Annotated in this window: 19 protein-coding genes; 8 read left to right on the top strand and 11 right to left on the bottom strand. The window is 73.2% G+C overall.

Features of this window, described 5'->3' with window-relative positions; translation table 11 throughout:
• Positions 1-282: 282 nt before the first annotated feature.
• Positions 283-705 carry a Uma2 family endonuclease gene (locus tag DVR05_RS13530; RefSeq protein WP_232832112.1) on the top strand — a complete coding sequence of 141 codons (423 nt, stop codon included), beginning with the start codon at positions 283-285 and terminating at the stop codon, positions 703-705.
• 15 nt (positions 706-720) lie between these two features.
• Here the strand turns inward: DVR05_RS13530 and DVR05_RS13525 are convergent, their stop codons facing one another.
• From DVR05_RS13525 to DVR05_RS13515, 3 genes are all read right to left on the bottom strand, one after another.
• Positions 721-1,476, bottom strand: coding sequence for a cyclopropane-fatty-acyl-phospholipid synthase family protein (locus DVR05_RS13525; protein ID WP_116246207.1), 756 nt, complete (start codon positions 1,474-1,476; stop codon positions 721-723).
• 65 nt (positions 1,477-1,541) lie between these two features.
• Positions 1,542-3,353 carry an ABC transporter ATP-binding protein gene (locus DVR05_RS13520; protein ID WP_116246206.1) on the bottom strand — a complete coding sequence of 604 codons (1,812 nt, stop codon included), beginning with the start codon at positions 3,351-3,353 and terminating at the stop codon, positions 1,542-1,544.
• The gene (locus DVR05_RS13515) at positions 3,350-5,086 is read right to left on the bottom strand and encodes an ABC transporter ATP-binding protein (RefSeq protein WP_116246205.1); all 1,737 of its coding nucleotides are present in this window, start codon (positions 5,084-5,086) and stop codon (positions 3,350-3,352) included. Before DVR05_RS13515 ends, DVR05_RS13520 begins: the two co-directional genes overlap by 4 nt.
• Positions 5,087-5,252: 166 nt before the next feature.
• On the opposite strand from DVR05_RS13515, the gene DVR05_RS13510 reads away from it, so the two are divergent.
• Positions 5,253-6,140 (top strand): CPBP family intramembrane glutamic endopeptidase, encoded by an 888-nt coding sequence (locus DVR05_RS13510; protein WP_116246204.1) that lies wholly within the window; start codon positions 5,253-5,255, stop codon positions 6,138-6,140.
• Positions 6,141-6,176: 36 nt separating this feature from the next.
• On the opposite strand, the gene DVR05_RS13505 is transcribed toward DVR05_RS13510, so the two are convergent.
• Positions 6,177-6,608 (bottom strand): NUDIX domain-containing protein, encoded by a 432-nt coding sequence (locus DVR05_RS13505; protein WP_116246278.1) that lies wholly within the window; start codon positions 6,606-6,608, stop codon positions 6,177-6,179.
• 213 nt (positions 6,609-6,821) lie between these two features.
• Here DVR05_RS13505 and DVR05_RS13500 point away from each other — a divergent pair, with 213 nt between their 5' ends.
• Positions 6,822-7,892, top strand: a complete 1,071-nt coding sequence (locus DVR05_RS13500) for a zeta toxin family protein (RefSeq protein WP_116246277.1) — start codon at positions 6,822-6,824, stop codon at positions 7,890-7,892.
• A gap of 128 nt (positions 7,893-8,020) precedes the next feature.
• On the top strand, positions 8,021-8,560 hold the full coding sequence (locus DVR05_RS13495; RefSeq protein WP_157982441.1) for a CAP family protein: 540 nt from the start codon (positions 8,021-8,023) through the stop codon (positions 8,558-8,560).
• Between the two features lie 47 nt (positions 8,561-8,607).
• Here DVR05_RS13495 and DVR05_RS13490 read toward each other — a convergent pair whose 3' ends face one another.
• Complete coding sequence (locus DVR05_RS13490; RefSeq protein WP_116246202.1) at positions 8,608-8,889, bottom strand: peptidylprolyl isomerase; 282 nt, start codon at positions 8,887-8,889, stop codon at positions 8,608-8,610.
• Positions 8,890-9,119: 230 nt separating this feature from the next.
• Complete coding sequence (locus DVR05_RS13485; RefSeq protein WP_116246201.1) at positions 9,120-10,112, bottom strand: R2-like ligand-binding oxidase; 993 nt, start codon at positions 10,110-10,112, stop codon at positions 9,120-9,122.
• Between the two features lie 226 nt (positions 10,113-10,338).
• Between DVR05_RS13485 and DVR05_RS13480 the strand changes: the two genes are divergently transcribed.
• Positions 10,339-10,575, top strand: coding sequence for a hypothetical protein (locus tag DVR05_RS13480; protein ID WP_116246200.1), 237 nt, complete (start codon positions 10,339-10,341; stop codon positions 10,573-10,575).
• A 57-nt stretch (positions 10,576-10,632) separates the two neighbouring features.
• Here the strand turns inward: DVR05_RS13480 and DVR05_RS13475 are convergent, their stop codons facing one another.
• From DVR05_RS13475 to DVR05_RS13455, 5 genes are all read right to left on the bottom strand, one after another.
• Entirely contained in the window at positions 10,633-12,279 is a 1,647-nt protein-coding gene (locus DVR05_RS13475) for a DNA repair helicase XPB (protein WP_116246199.1), read from the bottom strand.
• 159 nt (positions 12,280-12,438) lie between these two features.
• Positions 12,439-12,894, bottom strand: a complete 456-nt coding sequence (locus tag DVR05_RS13470; RefSeq protein ID WP_116246198.1) for a DUF4190 domain-containing protein — start codon at positions 12,892-12,894, stop codon at positions 12,439-12,441.
• 56 nt (positions 12,895-12,950) lie between these two features.
• On the bottom strand, positions 12,951-13,223 hold the full coding sequence (locus tag DVR05_RS13465) for a hypothetical protein (protein ID WP_116246197.1): 273 nt from the start codon (positions 13,221-13,223) through the stop codon (positions 12,951-12,953).
• A gap of 268 nt (positions 13,224-13,491) precedes the next feature.
• Positions 13,492-13,926, bottom strand: coding sequence for a hypothetical protein (locus DVR05_RS13460; RefSeq protein ID WP_116246196.1), 435 nt, complete (start codon positions 13,924-13,926; stop codon positions 13,492-13,494).
• A gap of 192 nt (positions 13,927-14,118) precedes the next feature.
• On the bottom strand, positions 14,119-16,584 hold the full coding sequence (locus DVR05_RS13455; RefSeq protein WP_116246276.1) for a helicase-associated domain-containing protein: 2,466 nt from the start codon (positions 16,582-16,584) through the stop codon (positions 14,119-14,121).
• A gap of 153 nt (positions 16,585-16,737) precedes the next feature.
• Between DVR05_RS13455 and DVR05_RS13450 the strand changes: the two genes are divergently transcribed.
• The 3 genes from DVR05_RS13450 (at position 16,738) to DVR05_RS13440 (ending at position 19,380) form a co-directional block, all read left to right on the top strand.
• Positions 16,738-17,508: a hypothetical protein gene (locus DVR05_RS13450; protein ID WP_116246195.1), complete on the top strand. Its 771-nt coding sequence runs from the start codon at positions 16,738-16,740 to the stop codon at positions 17,506-17,508.
• 543 nt (positions 17,509-18,051) lie between these two features.
• A complete protein-coding gene (locus tag DVR05_RS13445) occupies positions 18,052-18,435 on the top strand; it encodes a cold-shock protein (protein ID WP_116246194.1) in 384 nt (127 codons plus the stop codon).
• A gap of 189 nt (positions 18,436-18,624) precedes the next feature.
• Positions 18,625-19,380 carry a DUF3027 domain-containing protein gene (locus DVR05_RS13440; protein WP_116246193.1) on the top strand — a complete coding sequence of 252 codons (756 nt, stop codon included), beginning with the start codon at positions 18,625-18,627 and terminating at the stop codon, positions 19,378-19,380.
• Positions 19,381-19,487 lie beyond the last annotated feature (107 nt).

Raw genomic sequence — 19,487 nt, 5'->3', positions numbered from 1 at the left:
GGCCCGGAGAAATCCCGGGGGTTGTTCTGCGGAGTGTCGGGCGGGCACGGACACGGAGCGTTAGTGTCCTTGTCCGGAGGTGCAACGCGAAATGAGTCTTGCCGTGGCTGAACCCCCTGTCCAGGAGGGGCTGTCGAGATGGGACTACCTGCTGCGCACCTGGCAGGAGCTTGACGTGCCCGACGGCTGGCGGGCTGAGATCCTTGATGACAACGGAGTCGTTCTGGCGGCCCCCCGTCCATTCCACACAACCTCATCGCTGATCTGGTGCACTGGTCCCTGATGGAAGCGATCCCGAGGGAGAGGGGATGGGGCCTCTACCAGACCCTGGGAATCCAGGTGACCACATCCGGGCAGGTCTTCATGCCCGACCTGGTGGTGATTCCGCGGTCGGCTCTCCGAGGGAGGACGAAGCCGCCCTGCCCGGCGGAGAAGGCATTCCTGGCTGTTGAGATCGTGTCTCCGAGCAGCAGGAACAACGATCGCACCATCAAGCTCCGGGGGTACGCCCGAGCGGGAGTTCCGCTGTATCTGCTCATCGACGCCTTCAACGAGGTGGGCCCCTCGGTCACTCTCCACGAACAGCCAGCCAACGGCCAGTACGACCGCACCACATCGGTGAGGTTCGGTGACAAGATTCGACTTCCGGACCCGTTCGACACCGAGATCGACACCGATGAGTTCCCTGGACTCGACGAGTGGTAGGACCGGTGGGACCGGTCAGGCGCGGACGAGCGTCAGGTACGCGAACCCGAGGGTCTCCCGCATGCCGTGAACCCGGGCGTGGCGGTGCCGGTCCGCCCGCTCGCGCACCCCGTCGGCGTGCGGCGAGTCCGGGTTCCGCGCCAGCCGCTCCTCCCGGCCCAGCGCCTGGCGGTTCTCGAAGTCGTCCCACTCCCACGTGGCGGCCTCGGACAGCGCGAGCAGGCGGAAGCCGTGCGCGAGGGCGAGGTCGACGAGCCCGGACAGCGGACGGTACTGGGCCGGGGGGATGAACGGCACGGCCGCCGCCTCGGCCTCGGTCGGCGGCCGCCTCCAGAAGCACTCGCCGAACAGGAGCCTGCCACCGGGACGCAGCAGGTCCCGCAGGGCCGTGAGCGCGTTCGCGGTGTGCTTCACCGGGTCGCCGCCCCACACATGGGTGGCCCCGCTGCTGACCACCACGTCCGCCGGTTCCCCCCGCCACGCGCCGACGTCGGCCGCGATCAGCTCGACCCGGTCCGCCAGGCCACGCGCCCGGGCGTTGGCCCGCCCATGGGCGAGGAGGTCCTCGTCGAGGTCGACACCGAGGCCGGTGGCGGTGGGGTCGGTCGCCAGCGCGCGGAGCAGGAACTCGGCCCAGCCGCAGCCGACGTCCACCACGCGGCGGCCGGTGAGCGGGCCGAGTCCGCGGATCAACCGGGCGGCGTGCCCGTCGGAGAGCGGGCCGTTGAAGTCCGCGTCCCGGTACAGGCGCGGGATCTCGGGTGTGGTCATGTGGGAGGGGCCTCCTGGGGTCGGCGTCGGGTCACGGGTCGATCGGGGCGTGGTCCGGTGCGGGCTCAACCGCCGTGCCAGGCGCGCCACAGTTCGGCGTAGGCGCCCCCGCGCGCGAGCAGCTCGTCGTGCGTGCCCAGTTCGCTGATCCGGCCCTCCTCCACCACCGCGATCCGGTCGGCGTCGTGCGCCGTGTGCAGGCGGTGCGCGATCGCCACCACCGTGCGGCCCGCGAGCACGCCGCCGAGCGACCGCTCCAGGTGGCGGGCCGAGCGCGGGTCGATCAGCGACGTCGCCTCGTCGAGCACCAGGACCTCCGGGTCGGCCAGGACGAGTCGGGCCAGCGCCAGCTGCTGCACGTGGGACGGGTCCAGCGTGGTGTTCCCCGAGCCGACCCGCGTCGCCAGCCCGTCCGGCAGCGCGCGCACCCACGTGTCGGCGTCCACGGCGGCCAGCGCCTTCCACAGCGCGTCCTCGTCGACCTCCTCCCCGTCCCGCGCGAGTGACAGGTTCTCCGCGACGCTCCCCCGGAACACGTGGCTCTCCTGGCTCAGCAGGATCGCCCGGCGCCTGCGTTCCTCCGGCGGCAGCCCCGTCAGCTCCACGCCCCCCACCCGGACACCGCCCGAGGTCGGCGGGTGGATCCCCGCGACCAGCTTCCCGAGCGTCGACTTGCCCGCACCGCTCGGTCCGACCACGGCCAACCGTTCGCCGGGACGGACGACCAGGTCCACCCCGTGCAGCACCTCGGTGTCCGTGTACGCGAACCGCACCCCCTCGACCTCCACCGTGCCCGGGTCCGCGCCCGAGGCCGGGGCCCCGGTCGGTGCGGGGGCCTCCTCCCCGGTCAGCCCGACCCCGAGCAGCCGCCGGAGGCTGGTGAACCCCATCATCACGCTGTCGATCTCGTCGATCAGCTTCTCCACCGGCCGTGCCAGCTGCGAGCTGAGGAACACCGCCGTGGCGATCGCACCCACGCTGATCGCGCCGTTCACGTGGAGCGCCCCCGCGACCAGGAGCGTCACGGCCACGGGGAACTGGTAGGAGAACTCCAGCGGCGGATACCACACGGTCCGCAGCCAGAGCGTGTACCGCTCGGCCAGGTAGGCGCGGTGCACACGCCGGTCGTTCAGCGCCACCTGGCGTGCCTGCCGCCCCAGGGCCTCGATCGTGCGCGCCCCCTCCACGGCGTCCGTCACCCCCTGGGTCAGGTCGGAGTAGGCCGCCAGCTCGCGCACGTACCCGTCCGGCGCCCGCCGCACGTACCAGCGCGTGGACACCCACAACACGAGGACGGAGGGTGTCATGGCCAGCAGCAGCATCGGGTGCACCACGCCGATCGCGGAGACCACGACCACCACCGTCACCGCGCTCACCATCATGAGCGGGACCGAGTGGCGCACGGCGTGACTCAGGTGGCCGATGTCGCGTCCGGTGCGCGCCACCAGGTCGCCGGTCCCGGCGCGCTCCACGGTGCCCAGCGGCAGGCGCAGGACGTCGTGCACGAACTCCTCGCGCAGCTCCGCCAGCACCCCCTCACCGAACCGGATCGACAGCGCCACCGACACCAGGACGAACGCCGCGTTGACCAGGAGCGAGCCGACGATCGCGAGCGCCAGCAGGTCGACGCTCCCCGTCGGCCCGTCGGCCCGCACGGTGTCGATGACCCGGCCGAGCGCCCACGGGGCGACCAGCGCGCTCAGCGCCGCCACCCCGTACAGCCCGACCACGCCCGCGAGCGTCCACCCGTGCTCCCGACCCGCCCGGCGCAGCCGACGCCACACCACGGCGGCCGGGGCGACCGGCAGGCCGTCGACCGGTTGCCACGCGGTGGCCTCGGGCAGGTGCGGCGGGGGGTGTTCGGCGGTCTGGGTCATGGGGTCTCCTCGGCGGTCAGCGAGCGCAGCACGGTGGCGGCGTAGTCGGGAACGTCCGCGAGCAGTTCCGCGTGCGTCCCCTGGGCGGTCACCCGCCCCTCCTGGACGAAGACCACGTGGTCGGTGTGGGCCAGCAGCAGTGGGCTGGTGGTGAACAGGGCGGTCGTCCGGCCCGCCCGCGCCGCGGGGAGCTTCTTCGCGATGGCCGCCTCCGAGTGGGCGTCCACGGCCGAGGCCGGGTCGACCAGGACGAGGATCTCCGGGTCGAGCCCGAGCGCCCGCGCGAGCCGGAGCCGCTGCTGCTGGCCGCCGGAGTACTCGCGTCCGCGCTCGGTGAGCACGGTGTCCAGCCCCCGTGACGACTGGCGCACGATGTCGTCGGCGTGCGCGGCGTCGATCACCCGCGCCAGCCGCTCCTCGGACAGGCCGCCGTCGGGGGAGAGTTCGTCCCGGAGCCTGCCGGAGAGCAGGTGGGCGTCGTTGGTCGCGACCAGCACGCGGTGGCGCACCGTGCGACGCGGCAGGTCGCGGAGGCGTACCGCGCGACCGGTGGAGCGCTCGACCAGCTCGGCGTCCTCCTCCTCGCGGTAGCGGCCGAGGCGTTCGGCGATCACCGTGGCGTCGGAGGGGGCGGCGCACACGACACCGACCGTCCGCTCCGCCGTGACCGTCACCCCGCTGGCCGGGTCGCGCAGGTCGCACGGCCCCTCCGGCTCCCGGGCCGGGGCCGCCGGATCGGGGTGGTCGTGGGTCAGGGACAGGACGCCGACGACCCGGCGGGCGGCGACCCGCGCCGAGATGTAGAGGGACGCCGTGTGGGACAGGTAGCGCACGTCCGTGCCCAGGATGGCGGTGTAGCCGTAGAAGGCGACCAGTTGGCCGACGGTGAGCTCGCCTGTGAGCGCGAGCCTGGCCCCGTACCAGACGATCCCGACCAGCAGCAGTCCGGGCAGCAGTTCCCGCACGGCCTGGAGGGCCGCGTCGGCCCACCCGACCCGCACCCCGGCCGCCCGGACCCGCTGGGACTCCTCCCGGTACCGGCGGCCGAACGTGTGCTCCCCGCCCACGCCGCGCAGGACGCGCAGGCCCGCCACCAGGTCGCCCGCGATCGTGGTCAGCTCGGCCTGGCGGTCGCGCTGGTGCTGTTCGCGCCGGGAGAGCGCCCCCAGCAGCGGCACCGTCGAGAGCATGATCAGCGGCGCCGCCACCAGTACGGCCAGGCCGAACGTGACATGGGAGGTGAGCATCAGGGCGCCGGTCACGGCGACGGAGACGACCGCTCCCGGCGCCACGGCGCTCATCTCGTAGAAGTCGCCGATCCGGTCGATGTCGTCGGTGCCGACCGCGACCACCTCGCCGGAGGGCAGCCGCCGGGTGAGCGTGGGGCCCAGGTCCACCGAGCGGCCGGTCACCGCCTGCACGGTGCGGTAGGCCGACGCGTACCAGCTGAACGCCTGGGCGCGGTGGAGGAAGTGCAGGAGGGCGACGGAGGCCAGGACGAGGGCGGTGAGCACCCCGACCCAGGCCAGGAGCGCCCCCGTGTCCCCGTCGGTGAGATCGGAGTCGAGTGCCGCGCCGAGCGCCGCCGAGGTGAGGACCCCGCAGGTGGTGAACGCCCCCATGACCAGGGAGGCCCACGCCAGGGTGCCCCGCTGGCGTCGGGCGAGCCAGAGGAGGAAGCGGTCGGCGGATCGGTGGTCGGGGACCCCCGGAGGTTCGGGAAACACGCGCACGGTTTCGGACCCTAGCCAGGGGCCTCCCGCGTCGGCCACTGGTTTTCCCGCCCGACCCCCGGCGGCGGCCGGAGCGCGGATCACGGGGCCGCCCCCGCGGGGATCGGGGATGAGCCAGGGTGATTCCGGATGTCGATGGTCACAGCGGCTTGGGATCGTGAAGGACATGAACGGTATTCACGCATCCGAGCGCGCGGTGGCGGGCGCCCGGCCGGAGCGTCCGCACCTGCTCGTCCGGGTCGGCCTGGTGACGGCGGGCGCCCTGCTGGTCTGGCTGCTGATGGGGTGGCTGGACGGCACCCTCTTCCCGGCCGAGGAGGTGACGACGGCCGGACACGTGGTGAACGCGCTGGTCGTCTTCGTGCTGGCGGTGCCCCTGGTGTGGGCCGCGCGGCGGTTCCTCGACCGGCGGCCCTGGAGCGGGCTCGCCCTGACCGGGGTGCGGGAGGGGTGGCGGCCGTTCCTGGTCGGGGCGGGCGCCTGGGCGCTGCCCGGCGCGGCCGGGATCGCGCTGTGCGTCGCGATGGGGTGGTCGTCGGTCACCGCCGCCGTGCCCTGGACCGAACTGCTGCCCGGGGTCCTGCTGCTGGCGGCGCTGGTCCTGGTGTTCGAGGCGGTGCCGGAGGAGCTGATCTTCCGCGGCTACCTGTACCGGAACCTCAACGCGGCCATGCCCGCCTGGCTCGCGGTGCTGGCGCAGGCGGTGCTGTTCACCCTGTTCGGCACCGCGCTGTGGGTGCTCTCCCAGGGCTGGGGCGTGCTGGCGGAGCGGCTGCCGCTCTTCCTCGGCACGGGGATCGTGCTGGGCGGGATCCGGCTGGTCACGGGGAACCTGTGGGCGTGCGTGGGCTTCCACCTGGTGTTCCAGACGGTCGCGCAGACCATGCTGAGCAGCGGTGACGTGGAGGTCCGGGGGGTCGACGCCGTCATGTCGACCGGGTTCCTCGCCCCGTTCGTGTTCGGTGTGCCGACCGCGATGCTACTGTCGCTCACCATCGGTGACTGGGCGCGCCGCGTGCCGGACCCGATCGCCCCCGAGGGCCTTCCGCGCTGAGCGCACGGTCCGTCCCGGGCGGAAGGTCCGGCCGGCTCAGCGGACGGAGCCCTCCTCGTGCAGGAGCTCCACCAGCCTGCGCACGGCCGGGGCGCAGCGGTCGCGCTCGGCGAAGCCGATCCACTCCAGGCCGGTGATCTCGTTGTCCGCCGCGATCGCCCCGTCGTGGTCGGCGGTGTAGCAGGTCAGCCGTACGCGGGTGCCGGGGGCCTGGTCGTGGGCGATCTCGTCGATCACCGCCACCCTGCGGAGGGTCCCCGGGCGCAGGTCGACGCTGACCTCCTCGCGGGCCTCCCGCGTCACGGCGGCCTCGTCGCTCTCGCCGGGGTCCCGCTTCCCGCCCGGCACGTAGAGCAGGTCCCGCCCCCGGGAACGGACGCACAGCAGGCGGCCGTCGCGGACGTGGACCCAGGCCAGGGCGTCGATCACGGCGGGTACCCCGGAGGGGGCGGAGGCAGTCGCTGTCATGGTGGCCACTCTAGGCGGTGTTCTCCGGCTCCTCCGACGCGCTTCGGACCATGCCGCCACCTCGGGTGTCCATCCCGGGAAACGGGCGCCGGGCGGGTCTCCGTCCGGTGAAACCCCCCGTTCGGAGCGGCGTGAGGCACTACCATCCCCGATGCCGACAACGGCGACCGACCGATCGGCTCCGGCCTTCGGGGCCAGGGAAGGACAGGCATGATGACCACCTTCGGCGCCGGGGACGCGACCGGGACCGACGAGACGGCCCGGGTGCGGCCACTCCTGGGGGACACGTCCAGCGGTGGTGTCCCGCCGCAGACCGACGCCCAGCGCGAGGCCAGGGAACGCGCCTACAACCTGTACAGCGCCGCGATCGGGGCGTGCCTGTCCCGTGGCGACCGGGCCCGGGCCGGGGCGCTGCTCACCGAGGAGGCCCGGCTCGCGTTCCTCACCCCCGACCAGCTCGACCGGGTCGACACCGAGCTCCCCTCCACCGTCGAGGACCTGCGCCGCGAACCCGTGCGCGTGCCCGAGGGCGCCACCCCCGAGGACCCGGGCCCGGCACCGGACTGGGAGGGGCTGGAGGAGCTGTTCGACCTCGCGCTGCGGCCCCGCCTGACCGGACCGGCGCGGGAGCGCCCCCGGCTGCTGCTCTTCGGCGGTCAGCCGGGGTCGGGCAAGTCGACGCTCCAGCGGCTCGTCCTGCCGGTCCTGCCCGAGGGGACGGTCAGTTACGACGGGGACGACCTGCTGCGCCTGGCGCCCGACTACGAGTGGGCGATGCGCGCCGACGACCGTGTCGCCTCGCGCACCCTGCCGCGGCAGGTCGCCGGTCTGCACCAGCTCGCGATGGAGCACGTGCGCGAGGGGCGGGTGGACGTCGTGTGCAGCCACCCGCTGGGGCGCGCGGACTGGGCGGCGGCGTGGGTGGAGGGTTTCCGTTCGGCGGGGTACCGGGTGGAGGTGGCGTTCGTGGCGACGCACAGCAGCAACAGCGCGTTCGGGATCGTCGACCGGTACGAGCGCTCCCGCCGTGACCAGGGGTTCGGCCGGTGGATCAGCCCCCAGGACCACGACCGGTTCTACCTGGGGGTGCCCAACAGCGTCGAGTTCCTGGAGACGCACCGGCTCGTGGACTCGGTGTTCGTGCTCTCCCGGCTGGGTGAGGTGCTCTACGCCAACCACCTCACCGGGGAGGGCGACTGGCTGACCGAGCCGTTCGGCCGGATCGCCCTGGAGGCCGAGCGCGGTCGGCGCGACCTGTGGCGCGCCGAGGAGGCGGTCGGGTAGGCGGCCGGGCCGGTCACCGGCGAACACCCGCGAATCCGACAGGCGCGGGAAAAACGGAATTGCGGGAGAAATCAATTCCTTTTTCCATGGGTGGCGGGGTGTCGTCGGCCGCGCATTATGATCGACGCGTGAAGAGTTCTCGTGTGAGTTTCGCCGCCCTTGTCTCCTGCGCCGTTCTGGCCGCGCTCGCACCGCCCGCCCACGCGCAGACCGCGGTGCCCGACCCGACGTCCGCGGTCCTCGACCGGGTCAACGGCTACCGTGCCCGCCACTCCGCGCCCGCGCTCGTCGCCGACCCCCAGCTCGCCCGGGGGGCGCAGACCTGGGCGGACCGGGGCGTCCTCGAACACAGCGCCTCCGGTGACGGGGAGACCCTGTACAAGCAGATGTCCCCTGATCCGTTGCGCTGTGACGAGCGGGTCCTGCGCCAGGCGGTGGACACCTGGTACCGGGAAATCAATGACTACGATTTCCAGGCGCATTCCCATTCCGCCCGCACGGGAAATTTCACCCAGCTCGTGTGGCGGTCGACCGAGCGGATCGGTGTCGGAATCGCGGCCACCTCCGAGGCGAACGGGTGGCACGGCTGCATGGTGGTGGCGCGGTTCGACCCGCCGGGGAACCACGTCGGCCGGTTCGAGGAGAACGTGCTGCCGCCGAACTCGTAGTGCCGCCTCGGGCCGCGCCACCGGGGCGCGGCCCGAGACGCGTCGCGTCAGTCCTGGCGGCTGGTGACCTCCAGCAGGTGCATCCCGAACTGGGTTCGCACCGGGCCCTGGAGTACGCCGACGGGGGCGGAGAAGACGACCTTGTCGAATTCGGGGACCATCTGTCCCGGAGCGAACGAGCCGAGATTGCCCCCGTCCCTGGCCGAGGGGCACGAGGAGTGCTTCCTGGCGAGGTCGGCGAAGTCCGCCCCGTTCTCGATCTGCTCCTTGAGCTCCAGCGCTTCCGATTCGGTGTTGACCAGGATGTGACGTGCGGTGGCCGTGGCCATGCGTGGTGTCCTTTCGGTTCGGTGCCGATGCCGCCTGAGGATCGCGGACCCGAGGAGGTCCCCGGGGTGGCGGTCGCCGGCCCCGAACCGCCGCAGGTCCACGTGCCGACCGCGGGGGCCGGACACACGACATCCTAGAACCGCGCGGACGATCACCCGTGGAGGACCGGCTGGCCGCCGGTTCCGTCACCCGGTCGCGACGTGGTCAGGCCGTTCTCGCCGCCGCTCGGTCAGCCCTCCGGCCGGACCGACCTCATCGCCTCCCGGTCCTCCTCGCCGAACCGCTCCTCCAACTGCTCGGGGGAGGCGTCGACGTCGATCCGGGCGAGCGGCACCCCGCGCGCGGACTCGATCGCGCCCAGCCGCCGCAGCGCCCGGTCCGCGGCGTAGTCGACCAACGTGCCCGGCGGCAGTTCGTAGCGCTGGTCGGCGGGGTCGTCGGAGGGCGTGTCACCCCGCTTGACCGTCGTCATCACGTGCGGCAGGAGTTCGTCGAGCCGTTCGCGGACCACCTCCCAGTTGGCGTCGTCGGCGGCGACGTGCCTGCGGCAGGTGAAGGTGCCCCACGCCATGTGGCGGCGTTCGTCGTCCCCGATCCTGCGTACGATCTCCCGCATGCCGGGGAAGATGTCGCGCACGGTGCACACGTGGTTCCAGGCGTAGTAGCCGGTGAGCGCGAGCGACCCCTCGATGACGTGGTTGTAGGTGACCGACGCCCGCACCTGGTTGCGCGGGCTCGGGTCGTGCAGGAGCGCGTCCAGCGACCCGGGCAGCTCCTCGTAGAACAGCGCGCGGTACCCCGGGTTGGCGTCGACGTACCCGTGCAGGTCCTCGTACACCCCCAGCGCGTCCAGCCACAGCCGGAACGCCTGGACGTGCTTGGCCTCCTCGAAGGCGAACTGGGTCAGGTACATCTCGTCGCCGAGCCGGCCCTCGGCCGCCATCGCGCGGATGAACGGCTGGAGGTCCTCGGTGACCGCCTCCTCACCGGCCACGAAGAACGCGCACAGCCGCAGGACGCGCGTGCGCGCCGCGTCGTCGAGCCGCTTCCAGTCCTCGGCGTCCTGGCTCAGGTCGATGTCGGCCGGGTTCCAGAAGCGGGCGTTGCCCTTGGTGAACAGGCGGAGCGGAAGGGAGTCCCAGTTCAGGCCGCCGTCGCGGAGTGAGTGGAACCCGGTTCTGTGCTCGTTCGCGGCCGTCGACGTGGCTGGGGTGTCGGGCATGGGATGACCTCCAGGGGCGGACTGACCTCATGGTTGGACACAGATGACTCTCGTGTAAAGAGAAAACGTGCCGTGGGTCACGAAAAAACAGAATCTGGTTCGGTATGGCTGGTGGGGAGGCATCCCCTCCGGGGGATACGGTCAACCTCAGCGGCGATCGCTCCCTTGCCGAAACGGTACGGTCGGGGAGTACCGCTCAGACCGACCGCATCGATCGGGGGACGACGTGTTCTGTGGTGATCCCGGCAGCGAGGGTTACACGACCTGCGCGACCCAGACACAGCTCTTCGCGTTGGCCTCCGCCGTCCCCGCGTTCCTCGGGCTGGCCCTGTTCGTCGCCGCGTTCGCCGCGCCGTCCGTCCGGGGCGACCGCCTCCTGCGCGCCCGCACCCTCACCTACTCCCTCATCGCCTGGGGGATCGCCGTGGGCACGTACGTCATGGGCGGTCTGCCGTCGCTGTGACCCCCGCGGGTCCGGGCCCCGCGAACCGCGCGTGCCGGCCGGGGCGTCCCGGCGCCGTCAGATCTCGTCCCCCGCGAGCAGGTCGCCCGCGTCCGTGATCCGGTAGGCGTACCCCTGCTCGGCGAGGAACCGCTGCCGGTGCGCCGCGTAGTCCTGGTCGAGGGTGTCCCGGGCGACCACGGCGTAGAAGCGCGCCGTCCGGCCGTCGGTCTTGGGCCGCAGCACCCGGCCGAGCCGCTGCGCCTCCTCCTGACGGGACCCGAACGACCCCGACACCTGGACGGCCACCCCCGCCTCCGGCAGGTCGATCGAGAAGTTGGCGACCTTGGACACCACCAGCGTCCGCAGCTCACCCGAACGGAAGGCGTCGAACAACCGCTCGCGCTCCTTGTTGCGGGTCTCGCCCTTGATCACCGGGGCGTCCAGCGACGCGCCCAACTCGTCCAACTGGTCGATGTAGGACCCGATCACCAGGACCTGGTCCCGCGAGTGGCGCCGCACGATCTCCCGCACCACCGTCGTCTTGGCGTCCGACGAGGCGCAGAACCGGTAGCGGTCCTCCGGCTCGGCGGTCGCGTAGGCGAGGCGCTCGGACTCCGACAGGTCCACGCGCACCTCCACGCAGTCCGCCGGGGCGATCCAGCCCTGGTTCTCCATGTCCTTCCACGGAGCGTCGTAGCGCTTCGGGCCGATCAGGGAGAACACGTCCCCCTCGCGGCCGTCCTCGCGCACGAGCGTGGCCGTCAGGCCGAGGCGGCGCCGCGCCTGGAGGTCGGCGGTCATCCGGAAGATCGGCGCGGGCAGCAGGTGCACCTCGTCGTAGACCACCAGCCCCCAGTCACGGGCGTCGAACAGCTCCAGGTGGGTGTACACGCCCTTCCGCCGCGCGGCCATCACCTGGTAGGTCGCGATGGTGACCGGCCGGATCTCCTTGCGCGTGCCGGAGTACTCGCCGATCTCGTCCTCGGTCAGCGACGTGCGCCGCAGCAGCTCCGACCGCCACTGGTGCACCGACACCGTGTTCGTGACGAGGATCAGCGTCGTCGCGCCGGTCATCGCCATCGCCGCGGCTCCGACCACGGTCTTGCCCGCGCCGCAGGGGAGCACGACCACGCCGGACCCGCCCGCGTGGAAGCTCTCCGCGGCCTCCTTCTGGTAACCGCGCAGCTCCCACCCGTCCTGGTCGAGCTCGATCCGGTGCGCCTCACCGTCCACGTACCCGGCCAGGTCCTCGGCGGGCCAGCCGATCTTGAGCAGCGCCTGCTTGAGGTTGCCGCGTTCACTCGGGTGCACGGCCACCGAGTCCTCGTCCAGCCGCTCGCCGAGCATGCCCCTGAGCTTGCGGGCGCGCACGACCTCCTCCAGCACCGCCCGGTCGGAGGACTCCAGGACCAGGCCGTGGGCGGGGTCACCGACCAGTCGCAGCCGCCCGTAGCGGTCCATCGTCTCGGCGATGTCCACCAGCAGGGAGTGGGGGACGGGGAACCGGGAGAACCGGATCAGGGCGTCGACGACCTGTTCGGCGTCGTGCCCGGCCGCCCGCGCGTTCCACAGCGCCAGCGGGGTGATCCGGTAGGTGTGCACGTGCTCGGGGGCGCGTTCGAGTTCGGCGAAGGGGGCGATGGAGCGGCGGCACTCCTCGGCGGACTCGTGGTCGACTTCGAGGAGGAGAGTCTTGTCGGACTGGACGATCAGGCAGGACACACGGACCTTCTCACTCGTGGGCGTGACGGGACTGGGGCCGACGGCACTCCGCGGGAGGGTTCCCCTCCCGCGCGGAGTCCTCTGTGCGGGCGGCGTCAGGTGCAACGCGCCCGATCCCCCGATCATGCCCGGAGGGGGTGAAACCCCCGGTCACCGGGGTCAGGCGGTGTCCACGGCGATCATGACGACGAAGAACAGCACGACGAGGACCACGCTGAGCGCGTTGGTGATCCAGGCGTAGTTCCTGAACCGGGCGGCCCGCCCGTGGTCGCGCTTCTCGGAGAGGGCGATCGCGGAGAAGACGATCCCCGGGATGGCGAGGACGTTGCAGCAGGAGGTCACCATGAGGATGGACATGACCAGGGCGACGATCGTGCTGGCCTGGCCGGGCGGTTCCGGGTACGGCGCGCCGTACCCGGGCGGGACGCCGTAGCCGGGAGGGGTCCCGTACCCCGGGGAGGGGCTGAAGGCCGGGGGCGGGGGACCGTACCCCGGTGACACGCCGTAGCCGGGCGGGGAGTCGTAACCCGGGGGAGGGAGGTAGCCGCCCGTTCCGGCGTCGTAGTCGTAGCCCTCCGGGCCGGGGGGTTGGTGGTGTCGCCAGTCGTCCTTCATCGACGGGTCCTCCAGTGGTCTCGGGGGAGGCGTACGTGGGCGGGGGAGGGGCGGGGTCAGGAGTAGTAGGCCGTCACGGCCACCAGGACCAGGACGGGGACGAGGAACACGACGGACATCGCCACGTAGGCGAGGTTGCAGGCCCAGGTGTAGCGGAGGAACCGCTCGACCTCGGCGGTGTCGGGCACCTTCGCCAGGGCGGTGACGCCCAGCCCGATCCCGGGGATGTTGGTCAGCAGGAGGAAGAACCACAGCCCCAGGGACACGCCCAGGGCGGGTATCGCCAGGGTGAGGACCGCGACCACCAGGGCGGCGACGGCGCCGCCCACGCGCGGGGGCGGCCCGACCGGCCGGGGGGCCGTCGCGGGCCGGAGACCGGGGGGCGGTGCGGCGGCGGGCGTTCGGGTGGGGGGAGGAGCGCCGCCGTCTGCGGGCACGGAGCGCCGGAGAGCGGAGCCCCGCTCCCGCTCCCAGAAGGCCCTGGGGCCACTCCCGCCGATCACAGGCCGTCGCGCTCCCCGCTCGTCGCCCTCCGCCGCATTCTCCGTTCCTCCCGGTCAGACGCCGTACACGGACCCGTGGTTCACCCGTCGGCGATCAGTAGTTCGAGATCGGGACGATACCCTCGATCCACGATCCGGCCTGCGTGAGTGTCACGAAGGTCAACACCATCATGACGAAGAACATCACGCCCGCCGCTCCCAAGCAGTACCAGGAATAACGCGTGAGGGTCTCCGCCTGGTCCGGGCGCCCCCGGTCGCGGGCGTGACCGGCCCGCACCGCGAACACGATCCCGGCGACCCCGAAGAGCCAGTTCGCGCAGCACAGGAACGTGAACGCGTGCAGGATCAGGGCCATGGTCGAGCTGTTGGCGCCGCCCGCCCCCACGGTCGGGCGGTCGTCGCCGACCTCGCGACCGCCGTCGTGGCGGTCGGCGGCTCCGGGGCCGACCGACGCCTGGCGGCCGCGCTCACCGTCACGTCCGTGGTCGCGGGGGGACGATGCCCCGGGGGGCAGCGATGCGTTGCTCATGGCGTGTCTCTCACCGTCGGCGGGTCGACCAACGGCACCACAGTAGCCCGCCCGTCACCCGCCACCAGTCCGGGGGAACGCTTCGTGTCGGTGTCGGGGCCCTCCCCCGGCGGACGCCCGCGGCGCGGTTCCCGCTCTCCGCTCGTGGCCCGGGTGGGCGCGACGGCCACGCGCCCGGAGGGACGAGCGGGGTCAGTCCGCGGTCCGCTCCAGTTCGGCGACGGCGGTGATCCGATGGATCGCGAACCGGTGCACGGCCGCGCGCGTCGTGTCGTAGGCGGTCAGGAAGCCCCCGTCGACCCCCGACGGTTCGACGATCCGGCTCACCTGGCGCCCGTCGGTGTCGGTGTAGCCGATCCACACCCGCCGCTCCTCACCGGCCGCGTGGGTGAGCGCCGCCATGACCGCGTTCGCCCGTGAACCGGGCGGACCGTCCGCCGGGAGCGGTATCGGACGCCGCGCCGCCGTGGCCGCCTCGTCCCCGGCGCGCACCGCCCGGACCGCCGCCCGCACCAGCTCGGCGGGCGAGGCCGCCTCGGCCGGGGGCGGCGCGTCCGCCGGTTCGGCGCGCCGCACCTCCGGGCGGCTCAGGCGCATGCTCCCGTCCCCGCTCTCGGGAACCGGGTGGTAGCCCAGCTGCCGCAGCCGCTCGACCAGCGCCGACCGGCTGACCCGGCTCGCGACCACCGTCGGCGCCAGACGGACCAGCCCGAGGTCCTCGGTGCGGCGGTCGGCGACCAGCTCCTCCAACGCCGCCGGTTCGTCACACCTCAGGTAGCTGGCGGCCGCCCCGGCGCGCAGGCGCCCGTGGCGGCGGCCCACGTCGGACACCAGATAGCGCAGCGCCTGGGGCACGGGTGTGCGCGAGTGGCGTTCGAGCAGGGAGGTGATGTCGGCGACGCCCCGACCCGCGTCGAGCGCCCGCCGCACGGAGTCCTCGGTGAAGCGGAAGACCGTGGCACCGCCGGTCGACTCCACGTCCGCGACCAGCGCGAGCTCCCGGGCCAGCTCGGTCACCAGCGGCCCCGGGGCGATCGCGGTCATGTCCCCCTGGAGGAGGACGTGGTCGAGCGGGCGGGGCAGTTCGGCGGCCAGCACCCGCGCGGCCGCGTCCTCGTCACCGTCCAGCAGCGGACGGGTGTGGTCGGCCAGGGCCCCGCGTCCGGTCAGGCCGAGCACGGCCGCCTCGTCCGCCGCCGCCCGCACCAGTTCCGTGTACACGGGGGACTGCCGGCGGGGCCGACGCCAGGCCAGGCGCACGGCCAACGAGTCCGGGAGCGGCGCGAACCCCGGCGCGGCGGTCGCCAGCTCGCCGAGCACGTCCCGGCGGGCCTGCGGCGCGGCCGGCCGGGTCAGCCCGGGGCCGAGCACGTTGCGCGCCCGGCCACCGGAGTCCGTGGACCCGGTGAGCGCGGCGACGCGGTCCGACTCCAGCCAGGCCGACGCCAACCGCAGCCACCGCCGTTCGGGCGGACTCTCCCGCCACAGGTCGTACTCGCGGGTGGGCAGCCACTCGCCCGCGACCCGGTCGTCGGCGCCGATCAGCCCGGCGGCGTGGGCGGTCTCCACGAGCAGGGCGGCGGTGGTCTCGTCGGTGTCCATCGTCTGGGCGGCGCGGCGCAGGTCCCGGACGCCCATCCCGCCGTTGCGGAGCACGGCCGCGGGGTCCTGGGACCAGCGCTCCAGGAGTTCCTCGACCGCCCGCAGCACCGTGAACGCCTGCCCCGCCGCGGCCCGGGTGACCGCGTCGCCGGGGTTCTCCGTGCCCTGGAACGGCGGCGGTCCGGTGGTGACCTCCCGGAACAGCGGTCCCGCGCGCAGCGCCAGGCCGACCTCGCGCGGCAGGGTCAGTGTGTCGTCCCCGGTGGGGACGAGCAGGGCGCGGGCGAGGAGCGTCTCGACCGGGGACGCCGCCGTGGCCAGGCTGACCTCGCGCCGCGCGTCCGACACGGTGCCGTTCGGCGGTCCCCACGCCATGCTGTCCAGGAGCCTGCGTGCGGGCGCCCCGACCTGGGCGACCAGGCCGTTCACCCGTGCCGGGTCGGACAGGAGGGTGGCGACCGTCTCGACCGGGGTGGCGGCGGTGCTGTCGGGCGCCAGGTCGTCGGCGAGCCGTTTGACCGTGCCGTGCGGCAGGGCGGCGAGCAGGGCGCGGGCGGGCGGACCGAGCCGCGCGGGGTGGGGGAGGAGGTCGCGCAGGACCTGTACCGGGCGCAGCCGCCCCTGGTCGGGCCAGACCAGGGCGAGCCGGTGCAGGGTGTCGAGGGCGCGCGTCAGCGGGTCGTCGGCGGGGACGGGGCTCAGCCCGAGGGCGGCGGCCAGGTCGGCGGGAGGGACGCCGACGGGTTCGCGGAGCCGGTCGTCGCCGAGCGCCACGACCGACTCCAGGACCTGGAGGGTGAAGCGGTCGAGCCGCTCCAGCACGCGTAGGACCGCGTTGCGGCTGGTCGCGCGGGCGGCCAGGGCGCCGATGTCGGCGGGCACCGGCTGGGCGAGGTCGGGCCGGGCGGCCAGCAGCGCGGCGAGGTCCTCGTCCGAGCGGCCGCGCAGCCAGGACGTGAACGTCGGGGGGCGGGAGGCCGTATCGTGACCCTCCGCACCCGGATGGTGCCGGTCCGCTCCCGGGTGCTGTCGGCCGGGCGGTGCGTTGTCGCTCATCGTGTCCACGCTAAGCGATGTCGTCCCGCGCGTCGCGCGCGTGTGCCCCGCTACCATTCGTCGCCGGACGCGCGGCCGAATTCGAGCAGAATTCGATGACCAAAACCAAGGATAAGGGTTAAAAGCCAGGTCATTGTGGGCCAATATGGGGTCATGTCCCAGCGCTCGGAACAACTGGTACTCGACTATCTGTCCGAGGTCGGCCTGATCCTGCACGGTCGGATGACCGCCAGGGAGCGCACCGCCTACCTGGCCGACCTCCGCTCGCGGATCGACGCCCGCCGCGCGGCCGAGGGCGACCCCGGTCCCGACGCGGTCCGCGACGTCCTGCGGTGCTTCGGCACGCCGGAGGACCTCGTCCGCAGGGAGTGCGAGGGCCGCGACCTGGACATCCAGGACGACGAACTCATCCCGCCCAAGCCCGCGCAGGCCAACCGGGAACCGCCGCCGTGGCGGGGCGGACCCAACCGGGGCCTCCTGGCGCTCCTCGACCGGAGCGGGGGGCCGAAGGACGACGCGGCCGTCGCGGGTCGGCCGGGACCCCTGCGCGGTGTGGCGCTCCTGGTGCGCGCGTGCCCGGGGGAGGCCGCCGCCCTGGGGCTGATGCTGCTGACGGTGCCGTGGTGGTGGGAGCTGGCGTTCGTGTGGGTGCTCGCGGCCGCGCTGGTCGTGCTCAGCCGGGTGTGGAGCACCCGCGACAAGTGGGTCGGCGTGGGGTTGCCGGTGGCCTCCTGCGCGGTCGCGATGCTCCTGTGGGACGGCGAGGCCAAGTTCGTCGACCGGTACATCCAGGAGTCGCTGCCCGACACGGGAGTGATCGGACTCGGCCTGGCGTGCCTGGCGACCGCGGTCTACCTGTACCCGAGGGCGCTGCGGGCCGCCCTGGCCGGTCACCGTGTCCGTGAGGGGGCCGTGGAGGGCTGAGGCGCCCACGCCGGGTCATCGCTTGGCAAACGCTCGGAATAGCCTTCTCCGCCCCGCTGGTGGCGGCGCGTTTCGAATCCACGACTTCGTGTAGACCTGTCCCTACGCCGACGCGTCCGCACGGGCGGCGGTCGCGTTCTCAGGGGTGGCCCGGTCTCCAGTCCGGGCACCGCACAGGTCGCGTGGCCCGCGCCACCGCCGAGTCCCGTCCCACACTCCGCGCTCAGCGGTGCGTGGGCCACCGCCGACGCACGAGGCCCGGACGCCGACATCCTCCGGGCCTCGTCGTGCTGCCGGGGGCTTCCCGGCCCCCGAGCCGACCGGCCGCAAGGGCGTCGCGGACCTGTCGGCGGACCGTTCCCGACGCGCGTCCGCGCGGCCACGGGGGGTGAGATATACCCTCGCGCCCGAAGGGTCTCTCCCAGTACCTTGGTCATCGTCCCCGGCAATCCAGGGGCGCCACGGGAACGGGTGGGAGGGCGGACAGGACGCTCCCCGGTGTCCGGACCCCGGTGCCTGACAGCGAAAGCGTGAGGTCACTACGTGCCCACCGGCAAGGTCAAGTGGTACGACGGCGACAAGGGTTTCGGTTTTCTCACCCGCGACGACGGCGGTGAGGTGTTCGTGCACTCCTCCTCCCTGCCCGCGGGCACGACGACGCTCAGGCCCGGCCAGAGGGTCGAGTTCGGCGTGGCCGAGGGGCGCAAGGGCGCGCAGGCGCTCCAGGTGAAACTCCTGGAGGGCCAGCACTCGGTCGCCAAGGCCCGGCGCAAGAAGCCGGACGAGATGGTCGTCATCACCGAGGACCTGATCAAGCTCCTGGAGGGCCTGTCGGAGGGCTACCGGCGGGGGCGCCATCCCGAGCGCCGAGAGGCGTCCAGAATCGCGTCCGTCCTGCGTGTGGTCGCCGACGACCTCGACGTCTGACCCCGCTGCCGCCCGGCGGCCCGCGGCCCCGGGCGCGGCCGCCTCCGCGCGCCGAGACCCGGTCGGGGGGAGGAACCGGGCGAACCTTGACCCTCGACATGGTCAAATCGGTGCGCGCGATCAGTGAGAATGGGGAACGTGAGCCCTTCTCGACGTTCTCCTGTACCGGACAAGGCCTGTATCGAGGCGGTGGACCTGGCCCGCTCGGCGGCCGCCGAGGTCGGGCGGCCCGAGTGGGTGGGGGAGCAGCGCGCCCCCCAGGTCGAGGACACCCGCCTGGTCACCCACTACTTCACCTGCCTGGACCCCGCCTACCCGGGGTGGAACTACGCGGTCACCGTGGTCCGCGCCTCGCGCGCGAAGAAGGTCACGGTCAACGAGGTCGTTCTGCTCCCCGGCGAGGGCGCCCTGGTCGCGCCCGAATGGGTGCCCTGGAAGGATCGGCTGCGCCCCGGTGACCTCGGCGCGGGCGACCTCCTGCCCACGGACGAGGACGACGAGCGCCTCGTCCCCGGTTTCGCGCAGGTGCCCGAGGGCGAACTGGACGAGGAGGGCGCCGACCAGCAGATGCTGTGGGAGCTCGGCCTCGGCCGCCGCCACGTGCTCTCCGAGGTCGGCCGCGAGCAGGCCGCCGAACGGTGGTACAACGGCGAGGCCGGTCCGCGCAGCCCGATCGCGGCCGCCGCGCCCGCCCGCTGCGCCACCTGCGGCTTCCTCACCCCGCTCGCCGGTGAGCTGCGCCAGATGTTCGGTGTGTGCACCAACGAGTTCGCCCCCGACGACGGGCGGGTCGTCTCGCTCGACCACGGCTGCGGGGCCCACTCCGAGGTCCGCCACCCGGCCCAGCGCAACGAACCGGTCGCGCCGGTCGTCGACGAGCTCGGCTACGACCACATCACCTTCGAGGACACCGCCGAGCTGGAACTCGTCTCCGTCGACTCCTGATCGTCGGCGCCGCCCGGTCCCCTCCGCGCGGAACGCGCGCCGGCGGACCGGGGACGGATGTCGGGAATCGGACTCGACGGACATCGTGTCGGTTTCGCCAGCGCTCG

The sequence above is a fragment of the Nocardiopsis sp. FIRDI 009 genome (genome assembly GCF_003386285.1).
In the GTDB taxonomy this organism is placed as follows: Bacteria; Actinomycetota; Actinomycetes; order Streptosporangiales; family Streptosporangiaceae; genus Nocardiopsis.
This window is presented reverse-complemented; position numbering and strand designations above follow the sequence as displayed.